The sequence below is a fragment of the Sphingopyxis panaciterrae genome, assembly GCF_011762125.1.
In the GTDB taxonomy this organism is placed as follows: domain Bacteria; phylum Pseudomonadota; class Alphaproteobacteria; order Sphingomonadales; family Sphingomonadaceae; genus Sphingopyxis; species Sphingopyxis panaciterrae.
The window spans coordinates 1,236,523-1,249,322 of the sequence record NZ_JAASQN010000001.1 but is presented as its reverse complement, the minus strand read 5'-3'; the positions used below and the strand labels follow the sequence as shown (position 1 = coordinate 1,249,322).

Annotated in this window: 9 protein-coding genes; 4 read left to right on the top strand and 5 right to left on the bottom strand. The window is 65.6% G+C overall.

Features of this window, described 5'->3' with window-relative positions; translation table 11 throughout:
• Positions 1-1,782: an aspartate--tRNA ligase gene (aspS, locus tag FHR22_RS05740; RefSeq protein WP_166939819.1), complete on the bottom strand. Its 1,782-nt coding sequence runs from the start codon at positions 1,780-1,782 to the stop codon at positions 1-3.
• Positions 1,783-2,042: 260 nt separating this feature from the next.
• On the opposite strand from aspS, the gene rnd reads away from it, so the two are divergent.
• Positions 2,043-3,242 carry a ribonuclease D gene (gene rnd, locus FHR22_RS05735; protein WP_166939817.1) on the top strand — a complete coding sequence of 400 codons (1,200 nt, stop codon included), beginning with the start codon at positions 2,043-2,045 and terminating at the stop codon, positions 3,240-3,242.
• Positions 3,243-3,390: 148 nt separating this feature from the next.
• On the opposite strand, the gene FHR22_RS05730 is transcribed toward rnd, so the two are convergent.
• Genes FHR22_RS05730 through FHR22_RS05715 form a run of 4 tightly spaced genes read right to left on the bottom strand, consistent with a single transcriptional unit; the run spans position 3,391 to position 8,972 of the window.
• Positions 3,391-4,896 carry a Ppx/GppA family phosphatase gene (locus FHR22_RS05730; protein WP_341786561.1) on the bottom strand — a complete coding sequence of 502 codons (1,506 nt, stop codon included), beginning with the start codon at positions 4,894-4,896 and terminating at the stop codon, positions 3,391-3,393.
• Entirely contained in the window at positions 4,886-7,054 is a 2,169-nt protein-coding gene (locus FHR22_RS05725; protein WP_166939815.1) for an RNA degradosome polyphosphate kinase, read from the bottom strand. The genes FHR22_RS05730 and FHR22_RS05725 overlap by 11 nt, the downstream gene beginning before the upstream one ends.
• A complete protein-coding gene (locus tag FHR22_RS05720) occupies positions 7,045-7,701 on the bottom strand; it encodes an HdaA/DnaA family protein (protein WP_166939813.1) in 657 nt (218 codons plus the stop codon). Before FHR22_RS05720 ends, FHR22_RS05725 begins: the two co-directional genes overlap by 10 nt.
• A complete protein-coding gene (locus tag FHR22_RS05715; RefSeq protein ID WP_166939811.1) occupies positions 7,701-8,972 on the bottom strand; it encodes a heavy-metal-associated domain-containing protein in 1,272 nt (423 codons plus the stop codon). The genes FHR22_RS05720 and FHR22_RS05715 overlap by 1 nt, the downstream gene beginning before the upstream one ends.
• 98 nt (positions 8,973-9,070) lie before the next feature.
• On the opposite strand from FHR22_RS05715, the gene purM reads away from it, so the two are divergent.
• The 3 genes from purM to cls all read left to right on the top strand — a co-directional run bounded on the left by purM (position 9,071) and on the right by cls (position 12,785).
• A complete protein-coding gene (gene purM, locus FHR22_RS05710) occupies positions 9,071-10,189 on the top strand; it encodes a phosphoribosylformylglycinamidine cyclo-ligase (RefSeq protein ID WP_166939809.1) in 1,119 nt (372 codons plus the stop codon).
• Entirely contained in the window at positions 10,182-11,132 is a 951-nt protein-coding gene (gene purN, locus FHR22_RS05705; protein WP_166939807.1) for a phosphoribosylglycinamide formyltransferase, read from the top strand. The genes purM and purN overlap by 8 nt, the downstream gene beginning before the upstream one ends.
• A 207-nt stretch (positions 11,133-11,339) precedes the next feature.
• Positions 11,340-12,785, top strand: coding sequence for a cardiolipin synthase (gene cls / locus FHR22_RS05700; protein ID WP_166939805.1), 1,446 nt, complete (start codon positions 11,340-11,342; stop codon positions 12,783-12,785).
• Positions 12,786-12,800 lie beyond the last annotated feature (15 nt).

Sequence of the window (12,800 nt, the reverse complement as noted above, 5' to 3'; positions counted from 1 at the left end):
CTAGCTCTTCGGACCGTCGACGATGCGGATACCGAGTTCCTTGAGCTGCCTGTCGCTGACCGGCGCCGGGGCGTTCATCATCAGGTCTTCGGCCTTCTGGTTCATCGGGAAGACGACGACTTCGCGGATGTTCGGCTCGTCGGCGAGCAGCATCACGATGCGGTCGACGCCCGGCGCCGAACCGCCATGCGGCGGCGCGCCGAATTTGAAGGCGTTGATCATGCCGCTGAAGTTGGCGTCGACGTCGGCCTGGCTGTAACCCGCAATCTCGAATGCCTTGTACATGATGTCGGGGCGATGGTTGCGGATTGCGCCCGACGACAGTTCGACGCCATTGCACACGATGTCATATTGCCACGCGAGGATGTCGAGCGGGTCGCTGGTCTCGAGCGCTTCGAGCTCGCCCTGCGGCATGCTGAACGGGTTGTGGCTGAAGTCGATCTTGCCGGTGTCCTCGTCGGCCTCGAACATCGGGAAATCGACGATCCAGCACATTTCGAACTTGGACGGATCGATGAGGCCCAGCTGTTCGGCGACGCGGGTGCGCGCGAAACCCGCGAGCTTTGCGACCGCCTGTTCCTTGCCGGCGGCGAAGAACAGACCGTCGTCGGGACCGGTGCCGAGCTCGGCGGCGAGCGCATCCATCTTTTCCGGCCCATGGTTCTTGGCGATCGGGCCGCCCCATTCGCCGCCCTTGCGCGTCGCATAGCCAAGGCCTGCAAAGCCCTCGCCCTGCGCCCAGCTGTTCATGTCGTCGAAGAATTTGCGGCTCTTCTCGGCGGTCGCGGGCGCGGGAATCGCACGGACGACGTCGCCCGCGGCGACGATGTCGGCGAAGCGGCCGAAGCCCGAACCGGTGAAGTGCGACGAAACGTCGGTGATGATCAGCGGGTTGCGCAGATCGGGCTTGTCATTGCCGTATTTCAGCATCGACTCGCGGTACGGGATGCGCGGGAACGAGCCGGCCGGGGTTACCGACTTGCCGTTGGCGAACTCTTCGAACACGCCCGCGAGCACCGGCTCGATCGCGTTGAACACGTCATCCTGCGTCACGAAGCTCATTTCGAAGTCGAGCTGGTAGAATTCGCCGGGCGAGCGGTCGGCGCGCGCGTCCTCGTCGCGGAAGCAGGGCGCGATCTGGAAATAGCGGTCGAAGCCGGCGACCATCAGCAGCTGCTTGAACATCTGCGGCGCCTGCGGCAGCGCATAGAATTTGCCGGGATGGACGCGGCTCGGCACCAGATAGTCGCGCGCGCCCTCGGGCGACGAGGCGGTCAGGATCGGGGTCTGATATTCGGTGAAACCCTGATCGACCATGCGGCGCCGCAAGGACGCGATGACGTTCGAGCGCAGCAGGATGTTGGCATGCAGGCGGTCGCGGCGGAGGTCGAGGAAGCGGTATTTCAGGCGGATATCCTCGGGATATTCCTGTTCGCCCGCGACCGGCATCGGCAGCTCGATCGCCGCCGACTGGACCGAGACGTCGCGCGCGCGGACTTCGATCGCGCCGGTCGGCAGGTTGGCGTTGACCGTTTCGGCCGAGCGGGCGACGACATCGCCGGTGATCGTCACGACGCTTTCGGCGCGCAGGCCGTCGAGGATCGCGAACGCCATGTCGCTGCTGTCGGCGACGATCTGGGTCAGGCCATAATGATCGCGCAGGTCGACGAAGAGCAATCCGCCATGGTCGCGTTTGCGGTGCACCCAGCCGGAGACGCGGACGGTCTGCCCGACCTGTTCGGCGCGGAGCTGGCCGCAGTTGTGGGTGCGATAGGCGTGCATTTTCTCGTCTTTCGATGACCGGGGAAATCAACAAAAAGTTGATGTTTATGGTCGCGCCTAAGGCAGGTCGGCGCGCCATTTGTCAAGGGCGGACGGCCAAACCCCCGCGTCATTGCGAGCGAAACGAAGCAATCGAGAGCGGCGCATGGGCGGCCAAATCCCCTTCGCGATTTCCACCGCCCGCGATGGAGGCGCCGCGGCCCGAAGAATGCACACAATTTTTCCTGCCCGTCCCCGTCAACTCGCTGTATAGGCCCATCATGCAAGTCCATCCGCTCATCGAAACCAGCGCCGCGCTCGCCGAATTTGTCGGCCTTATCCAAGACAGCGATTTCATCGCGGTCGACACCGAATTCATGCGCGAGAATACATTCTGGCCCGAACTCTGCCTGATCCAGGTCGCGAACAGCGAGCATGCGGCCGCGATCGATCCGATGGCGAACGGGATCGACCTCAAACCCCTGCTCGACCTGATGGTCGACAATGAGGAGGTGCTGAAGGTCTTTCACGCCGGCGGGCAGGACGTCGAAATCATCTTCAACCTGACCGGCAAGACGCCGCACCCGATATTTGACACCCAGATCGGCCAGATGGCGCTCGGCCAGGCCGAACAGGTCGGCTATTCGAACCTTGTCGAAGCGTGGCTCGGCATCCTGCTCGACAAGGGCGCGCGCTTCACCGACTGGAGCCGCCGGCCGCTCGACAAGCGCCAGATCGACTATGCGATCGGCGACGTGACGCACCTCGCGAAGATTTTCCCGATGATGCTGAAAAAGCTCGTCAAGACCGGGCGCGGCCACTGGCTGGACGAGGAAATGGAAAAGCTCGCCGATCCGGCCAATTACAGCGTCGATCCCGAAAAGGCGTGGCAGCGGATCAAGATACCGACGCGCAAGCCCGACGTGCTCGGCCGGTTGCAGGCGCTCGCCGCGTGGCGCGAGCGCGAGGCGCGGAACAAGAATTTGCCGCGCGGACGCATCGTCAAGGATGAAACGCTGGGCGACCTCGCCGCGCATCCGCCGAAGGATCAGGAGGGACTCGGCCGCGTGCGCGGGCTGTCGGCGACGTGGCGGTCGAACGACATCGGCGCGCGGCTGATGGACGCGCTGAGCAATGCGCAGCCGCTGCCGAAGGACGATATGCCCGACCGCGCGCCGCGCGGCCCGGGGCTCGGCAAGGAAGGCGTGCTCGTCGCCGACCTGCTCAAGCTGCTGCTGAAAATCCGCGCGCGCGAGCTGAATGTCGCATCGCGCCTGATCGCGCGCAGCGACGACCTCGAAGCGCTGGCCGCGGGGCGGCGCGACGATATCCCGATGATGCAAGGCTGGCGCTACGACGTCTTCGGTCACGCCGCGCTCGACCTGGTCGAAGGGCGGATGGGCTTTGCAGTCAAGAACGGCAAGCTGGTGATGAGCGAGATCGACGCCGAGGCTGCCGTTCCGGTCGACGAAGCGGGCTGAGGCGGTGCGCGTTCAACTCGCCGCAATTTTTGAATCGTCATCCCGGACTTGATCCGGGATCCACGACTTCAGCGCCGCGGTGGATCCCGGATCAAGTCCGGGATGACGAAAAGGGTAGATTGGCCTGCCTATTCCAAAACAACCAGTCTCAACGCAGCACCAGCTCAGGCTTGGCGTCGAGCGCCTGCGCGAGCGAGCGCAGCCGCCGCTCGACCGATTCGCCGGCGAGGTTGTGCCAGCCCGGATCGAGGCTGAGCCGCAGCTTGCCATCGACATGCGCGATCGCGCTCGCCTTGAGCGGCGCCTCGACCCCGCCGGTAAGCCGCTGCGCGAGGCGGATCGCGAGGCCCCACTGGCGCGCGCGGGCGAGGCGTTCGGACTCGACCAGCGTGCCCATCGCGGGAAAGTCGCCGTCGGCGCCGCCGAAACCGGCGTGCAGCGCGCGCGCGAGCAGGATGCGTCCGGGGATGTCGATGCCGCGCCAATTGCCATGCAGGCCGATTTCGGTCCCGCGTTCAGCGCGGAAATCAGGATTCGCCGACCAGGCGACGTCGCTGAGCAGGCTGGCAGCGAGCCGGATGCGGCTGTCGGCGAAGGCTTCGCTGGCGAACAGCGGCGCGATCCAGTCGGCGATCGCGGGCCCGTGCGGCGCGAAGCGCGCGAGGCGCCGGCCTTCGAATTCGGCGGCGACGATCAGCGGATCCTGCGCCTGCGTCGCGGCGTCAAGCGTCTGGTAGAGCAGACCTTCGCGCAGCCCCGACGACGATACCGTCATTTCGGGCACATCGATGATGTTCGCGAGCGCGGCGAGCAGCGCCGCCGCGTCGGGTAGCGACGAAGCACGGGTCGATGCCATGCCGGGAATCGCACGAATCTCTTCGAACGTCAGCCGCCGGGTCGCGCGCACCAGCCGGCGCAGCGCCATGCGCGGCAGCGTGTGCTGGTCGAGCACCGCGAGCGGATCGCGCGTCAGTTCCAGGTCGAGGCGCGCCAGCGCGCGCCATGATCCCCCGACGAGATAGAGCGGGAGGCCGCTCAATTTTCCGGGCCAATCGGCCGCCTTCAGCATCCGGCGCACCGCGCGTTCAAATGCCTGCACGCCGTCCTTGCGCAGCGCGGGCAAGCGCAGCACGCCGAGCGGGAAGGACGCGCAGCGCCCGACCCGGCCCCCCGCGACCTCGGCGAGTTCGAGGCTGCCGCCGCCCAGGTCGACCGCAATCCCATGCGCGTCGGGAATCGCCGCGATGACGCCATATCCCGCCGCCTCCGCCTCTTCCTCGCCCGACAGCAGGCGTATCCGCAGCCCCGCCTCGGCCGCGCTGGCGATGAATTCGGGGCCGTTGGCGGCGTCGCGCACCGCCGCGGTCGCGACGCATTGCAGGTCCTTGACCTCCATATGCCGCGCGAGCAGCGCGTAGCGGCGGAGCGCGGTCAGGCCGCGTATCGCATCCTGCTCGGCGATACGGCCGTCGATCGACAGGCCGCGGCCGAGCCCGGCGGCGACCTTTTCGTTGAAGATCACCGCGGGCGCGCGATGCGGACCTTCATAGACGACGAGACGGACCGAGTTCGAACCGATGTCGATGACGGCCGAACGATGGACCGCCTGTTTCGAGGAGCGCAGCAGACCCAAGCCGATCGTCTCAATCTTCACGCGTATCGAAGGCGAGCGTCGGGACGTCCTGGCGTTTGTGGAGCGCGGTGCCACGGCCCGAGAGCGACGGGTTGGTCATGAAATAATGATGCAAGTTAAAAGGTTTGTCGCCCGGACTTACGCGGACATAGGTCCCGTCGGGCTGCAATATCCAGCTTTGTTCATTGTCGATCAGGTTCGCGACGAGGACCTGGTCCAATATCTGGTCATGCACGGTCGGATTTTCGATCGGGATCATATATTCGACACGGCGGTCGAAGTTGCGCGGCATCCAGTCGGCGCTGGAGATATAGAGCTTGGCGCGCTGGTGCGGCAGCGCGGCGCCGTTGGCAAAGGCCCAGACACGGCTGTGTTCAAGGAAGCGGCCGACGACCGATTTGACGCGGATCGTTTCGGAAAGGCCCGGCACCCCGGGACGAAGGCAGCAGATGCCGCGCACGATCAGTTCGATCGGCACACCCGCCGCACTCGCGGCATAGAGGCGATCGATGATGTCGGGATCGACGAGGCTGTTCATCTTGGCCCAGACGCCCGACGGCCGCCCCGCCTCTGCCGCGGCGATTTCGGCATCGATCAGGTCGCACAGATGCGCGCGCATATTGAGCGGCGACATGGTGATCAGGTCCAGCCGTTCGGGTTCGACATAGCCGGTGATATAGTTGAACAGCTGCGCCGCGTCGCGGCCGGCACGCGGGTCGGCGGTGAAGAAGCTGAGATCGGTATAGATGCGCGCGGTCACCGGGTGATAATTGCCGGTGCCGAAGTGGCAATAGGTGCGATACCCCTGCCCTTCGCGGCGCACGACCATCGAAATCTTGGCGTGGGTCTTCCACTCGATGAAGCCATAGACGACCTGCACCCCGGCGCGTTCGAGCTGGTTCGCCCAGAGGAGATTCTGTTCCTCGTCGAAGCGCGCCTTGAGTTCGACGACCGCGGTCACCGACTTGCCCGCCTCGGCCGCCTCGATCAGCGCGCGGATGACCGGCGACTGGTCGCCGGCGCGGTAGAGCGTCTGCTTGATCGCGACGACATCGGGATCGGCCGCCGCCTGCCGCAGGAAGGCGAGGACGACATCGAAGCTTTCATACGGATGATGGACCAGGATATCCTTGCTGCGGATCGCCGCGAAGCAATCGCCGCCATGTTCGCGGATGCGTTCGGGAAAGCGCGCCGAATAAGCGGGGAATTTCAGGTCGGGGCGATCGACATCGACCAGCGCCGACAGCGCCGCGAGCCCGATGAAGCCGCCGATCTTGGCGACGATCGCCTCATGCCCCTGAATATCGGCATTGAGCACCGCGGCGATTTCGCCCGGCATGTCGGCCTCGAGTTCGAGCAGGATGACGCGGCCGCGGCGGCGGCGGCGGATCGCGGTGCGGAACAGGCGGACGAGATCCTCGGCCTCTTCCTCCAGTTCGATATCGCTGTCGCGAATGATGCGGAAGACGCCGAGCGAGCGGATCGTGAAGCCGGGGAACAGCAGGTCGCCGAAAATCTCGATCAGATATTCGATCGGCACGAACGCGCTTCCCTGCCCCGGCACCGGCACGAAACGCGGCAGTGCCGCCGGGATCATCACCAGTTCGCGCACGGTGTCGCCATTCGCCTTGCGCTGCAGGTCGAAGATGATGCCGAGGCCGCGATTGGGAATGAAGGGAAAGGGATGCGCCGGGTCGAGAACCTGCGGCGTCAGGATCGGGAATATCTGGTCGAGGAAATATTGGCGCAGGCCGGCGCGCAACGCCGCACCGTCCGATCCGGTGCCGTGGACGACGATGCCCTGTTCGGCGAGCAGCCGGTGGAGCAGTTGCCATTCGCTCTGCTGTTCGTCGACCAGCCGGTTCACCTCGGCCTCGATTTCGGCCAGCTGCTGTCCCGGCGAGCGACCGTCAGCCGAGGGATCGTCGATCCCCTGCAACTGCTGCCCCTTCAGCCCCGCGACGCGGACCATGAAGAATTCGTCGAGGTTGCTGCCCGAAATCGACAGGAAGCGCAGCCGTTCGAGCAAGGGATGCGCGGGGTTGCGCGCCTCCTCCATCACCCGGCGGTTGAACGCCAGCCAGCTCAGTTCGCGATTGAAGAAGCGTTCGGGACCGAAGGACGGCGGCGCCGTGACGGCGTCATTATCGGCGCGAAGAGGTCCATTGGCTATCGACATATATCGCTATCCTGCCTTTCGAGGAGATCGGGATCGATCAGCCCCTGTGACAGTAATGTTTCACGAATAAGACGAATACCGACCCGGCGCCCCTGTTCGAGCGATGCTGCATCGAGCGCCGCGACGATGCGATGGATCATCGCATAGCTGCGCTCCATGCGCGGCACGATATACGACGCGGCCTCGGGCGCGATCGCGATGCCGCGCTGCGCGAACAGCGCCTCGATCAGGTCGCGCGCCAGACAGTCGTCGGGCTCGCCGATCGCCAGCACCGGCACCGCGGCGAGCCGAGACGCGAGGTCGGGCAGCGCGATATCCCACGTCGCCGGCGGCGCATCGGCGATGATCAGCAGCGGCTTGCCCGAAGCCTGCGCCGCGTTCCATGCGTGGAAAAGGTCTTCTTCGGACACGCTGTCATGACCGTCGATGACGCGGCCGCCGGTGTCGCGTGCAAAGAGCCGGCCGATCAGGCTGCGGCCCGATCCGCGCGGCCCCACCAGCACCGCCGTCCGCACGGGCCAGGTCGACACATGGCGGAGGTAGCGCACCGCATCGGCGTTGCTGGTGCCGACGATCAGCGGGCCGTCGTTACTGCCCCCGGCGCTCCAGTCGAGCGGGAGCGCGATCTGTCCCGATGCGCGCGCCATCAGCGACTGATCCTGAGCGTGCTGCCGCCTTCCTGCACCTTGTAGCCGCGCGCGGCGAGCGCCGCCTTGAGCGCGGCGATGTCGCCGCGGAAGGCGACGCGCATCACCGACGTGCCGCCCAGCGCGAGGCTGGTCGTCGAGGCCGACTGGACGCCCGCGATGCCCGCGATCGCCCGTTCGGTCGCCGAAACCGATTCGACGTCGGGCGAGCTGTACTGGACGGTGAAGGTCGACATGCCGACCGCCGGAGCGGCGGGAACGCTGGCGTCGGTCTCGCTGGGCAGCACATCGTCGTCGGTCGCCACCTCTTCGGGCAGGTCCTTCTTTTCGACCGGCTTTTCGAGGACGAGATAGGTATCGGTCTTGAGCACGCCAGCGGCAAGCGCGTCGATATAGATGCGGTCCATCCGCGCGACCGCCTTTTCCATCATGTCGGGCAAGGCGGTGGGATTGGGACCGGTCATGGTGAAACTGGAGATCAGCTTGTTATCGGGGCCGAAACGCGCCGTAAAATAGCCTTTGATCGGCCCGCCGGGATAGGAATATTCGACCCGCGCGATCGGCACGAGCACGTCGGCGGCGCCATATTGGTCGAGGATGACGCGCCACCAGACGCGGCCGCGGCGGCCGGTCTGGCCGGCGTTGATCAGCAGCGTGTCGGCGCCGGTGCCCGCGGTGCGGACATAGTCGATCGCGCTCTGCCCGGTGTTATATTCAGCCCAGGCGCGCTGCCACGCACTCCGTTGTTCGAACACCTGCGGGATGCCGTCGACCGAATAGACGGGGATGACGAGCAAGGGCGGCGAGCGCAATGTGCGGCCGCTGACGCCCAAAATCTGCCCCGCCCGGACGCGGTCGAACTGGACGCCGAGGCGTGCGACATAGCGGCGCGGGCCGATCTGTTCGTCCTCGACGACGATCGCGGTGACGATGCCGTCGAGCACCGAATCGCCGAGTTTCGGGCCATCGCTGCCGTTCAGCTTGCGATAGAGCTGGGTCCAGCCCAGGCGCTGCGCTTCGCGCCAGCCCTTTTCCCGCGCATCCTCGGCATTGTCGCCGATGACGTCGACGAGGATACCGCTCGCGAGGAAATCGCCGCTGCTGTTGATCGGAGTGATCCCGCGATCGCCGCGGCTGATCTGCCCCTCGACCACGCCGACGACCAGAATCGCCAGCAGAAGGCCGAAAAGCGCGGCCCAGCGCCAATCGCGCGGGCGCACGGCGTCGAACGAAAAACGGGGTGCGAAGCGGGGGAAAGCGACCGAAATCATATCTTCTCTATGCTCTGCCCCCGAACCTAGGCGAAACGCAAGGTACCGGACAAGGAAATCATGGCATTTCTCGGCTGAACTCGTTAGTCGCGCTGGCCATGGATTCCAAGCAGAACAAACGAGACGGGCAACCCGCCTCCTACACTTATGCCGAGGCCGGCGTATCGATCGAGACCGGCAACGCGCTGGTCCGTGCCATCGCTCCGCTCGCCCGTGCGACGCGCCGTCCCGGCGCCGACGCCGACCTGGGCGGCTTCGGCGGCTTTTTCGATCTTCGGGCCGCGGGCTTCAGCGATCCGCTGCTCGTCGCCGCGAACGATGGCGTCGGCACCAAGCTGAAACTCGCGATCGAATCGGGCAAGCATGACGGGGTCGGCATCGACCTGGTCGCGATGTGCGCGAACGACCTGATCGTGCAGGGTGCCGAGCCGCTGTTTTTTCTCGATTATTATGCGACGGGCAAACTCGACAACGATGTGGCGACCGAGGTCGTCGCGAGCATTGCCGAGGGCTGCAAACAGGCCGGCTGCGCGCTGATCGGCGGCGAAACCGCCGAAATGCCGGGCATGTACAGCGAAGGCGATTATGATTTGGCCGGATTCTGCGTCGGCGCGGTCGAGCGCGACCAGGTGCTGACCGCCGACAAGGTCGCGGCGGGCGACGTCATCCTGGGCCTCGCCTCGTCGGGGGTGCATTCGAACGGCTTTTCGCTCGTCCGCCGGCTCGCCGCCGACAAGGGCTGGAAACTCGACCGCCCTGCCCTGTTCGACCAGAATATCCTGCTGATCGACGCGCTGATGGCGCCGACGCGCATCTATGTGAAGAGCCTGTTGCCGCTGGTGAAGACCGGAAAGATCCACGCGCTGGCGCATATCACCGGCGGCGGGCTGCTCGAAAATATCCCGCGCATCCTGCCGAAAACTCTCCATGCCCATGTCGACGCGGATGCGTGGGCGCAGCCGCGGTTGATGGCGTATCTGCAGGCGCAGGGCAATATCGAGCCCGAGGAAATGGCGCGCACCTTCAACTGCGGGATCGGCATGGCGGTCGTCGTTGCCGAAGCCGACGTCGCCGAGGTGACCGCCGCGCTCGAAGCCGCTGGCGAAACGGTGCATCGCATCGGACATATCGCCGAGGGCGAAAAGGGCTGCACCGTGACGGGTGGTTCGGAAACATGGAGCGCGATGAGCGCGTGGTCGGCAACGCATAATGGCTAAGGCGCGTGTCGCCGTCCTTATCTCGGGCGCCGGAACCAATATGGCGGCGCTGCTCTATGCCGCGAAGGCGGCCGATTGCCCTTATGAGCTGGTGCTCGTCGCCAGCAACAATTCCGACGCACCGGGCCTTGCGATCGCCGAGGCCGAGGGAATCGCGACATGGGGCCTGTCGCACAAGGGCCTGAACCGCGACGCCTTCGATGCGCTGATCGATGAACGGCTTCGCGAGGTGAGCGCCGAATATGTCGCGCTCGCGGGCTATATGCGTATTCTCAGCGACGAATTCGTAGCCCGCTGGGAAGGCCGGATGCTCAACATCCATCCCAGCCTGCTACCGAAATACAAGGGACTGAACACGCACCAGCAGGCGATCGACGCGCGCGACGGCCATGGCGGGTGCAGCATTCATGTCGTGACGCCGACGCTCGACGACGGCCCGGTGCTCGCACAAACCCGGGTCGCGATCGTCCCCGGCGATACGGTCGAAAGCCTCGCGCGCCGGGTCCAGTTCGCCGAGCATCAGCTTTACCCCAAAACGCTCGCCGCCTTCGTGACGCGCGAACGCGATCCCGCCTGGCTGCTCGACCGCGTGCGCGCGCTCGCGATGGCGCTGCCCGAGGCCGACGAGGTCAGCTCGCACGGCATGCCCTGCTTCGGCATCGTTAAGGGCAAGAAATTCGCCTATTTCACGCAGGATCACCACGGAGACGGCAAAACCGCGCTGCTGGTCAAGATCAGCGGCGCCGAGGAGCAGGCGATGCTGATCGAGCTCGACGAGGACCGATATTACCGTCCCGCCTATTTCGGTGACGGCTGGGTCGGCATCCGCCTCGACCTGGGCGACACCGACTGGGATGCGATCGGCGAATGGCTGCGCAAGAGCTGGCTGGCGATCGCGCCGAAAAAGCTCGCCGGGCTGATGGGCGTCGCGGACGAATTCTAGAGCCACATGCGTTTGATGTGACTCGCTTTCACCCCATATTTCAGACGGGCCGGTGCCCCTGCGAAGGCAGGGACCCATCTCGTGCCGTTCCGTCCTCCAGCAGTGGGCGCTGATATTCATGCCATAGGAGATGGGCCCCTGCCTTCGCAGGGGCACAGCAATGAATTGGCGCTGGCCTTTTTCGTGAAAGCCGGTTGAACTGCGGCGATGAAGTTCGACGCCACCTTCGCCCTCTCGCTATCCTTCCTTGCGGTTCATATCGTGGTGATCGGGCGGATCATCCTGCGGCCGCAGCGCGAGCCGGCGTCGCGCATCGCGTGGCTGATTGCGACGATCATGGTGCCGGTCGTTGGCGTGGTCGCCTATCTTTTGCTCGGCGAAGCGCGGATCAGTTCGAAGCGCCGCGCACGATATCGCGCGATCGAGGCGCATTTGCCGCATCCGGCGCAGAATGAGGCGGTGCGGCAGACGCTCGCCGGGACGCCCTATGCAGCGCCCTTTGCGCTCGCCGAGACCGCAAATGCCCTGCCCCCGACGCGCGGCAACCGGGCGCGGCTGTCGGCCGACAGCAACAGCGCTATCCGCGAGATGGTGGAGGATATCGACGCTGCACAGACGACCGTCCACCTCTGCTTCTATATCTGGTTGGCCGATAACAACGGGTTTCGTATCAAGGACGCGCTGATCCGCGCAGCGCGGCGCGGAGTCAGGGTGCGCGTGCTCGCCGACGCGCTCGGCTCGCGCGGTTTCATCCGGTCGGCTTACTGGATCGAGCTGGAAAATGCCGGGGTCGACGCGCGCATCGCGCTGCCGATCGGCGGGCTGATCTGGACACTGATCCGCGGCCGTTTCGACCTGCGCAACCACCGGAAACAGCTGATCGTCGACAATCGCATCGCCTGGTGCGGCAGCCAGAATCTCGCCGACCCCGAATTTCGCGTCAAATCGCGCTATGCGCCGTGGGTTGACATCATGACGCGCTGGGAGGGGCCGGTCGTCCAGGATTGCCAGTTCATCTTCGCCGCCGATTGGGAATCGGAACATGGCGACGATATCAGCGGCCTTTTGGGCGACGATGCCGAGCAGCCGCCGGTCGCCGACCCGGGGATCATCGCGCAGGTCATCGGCACCGGCCCGAACCTGCCCTACCCCGCGATGACCGCCTGCTTCACCTCGCTCATCCATTCGGCGCGGCGCGAACTGGTGGTGACGACGCCCTATTTCGTTCCCGACGAGCAGCTGATCTGCGCGCTGCTCGACGCCGCGCGGCGCGGGGTGGCGGTGACGATGATCCTGCCGCAGCGCAACGACAGCCGCATCGTCGCGGGCACCAGCCGCAGCTATTATGACGATATGCTCGCCGCCGGGATACGATTGTTCGAATATCGCCCCGGGCTGCTCCACGCCAAGACGATGGTCGTCGACGGCGCGGCGGCGCTGATCGGGTCGGCCAATCTCGACCGGCGGAGCTTCGAGCTGAATTTCGAGAATAATATCCTGTTCGCCGACGACGGGTTCGTCGGCGAAATCCGCGCCCGGCAGGATGAGTATCTCGCGGTATCGGATCGGGTCGCCGCCGAGGATGTCGCCCGCGACGGCGTGCTGCGCCGCCTGTGGCAGAACCTGCTCGCGACCTTGAGCCCGCTGTTGTGAACGGAAAAGGCCGCC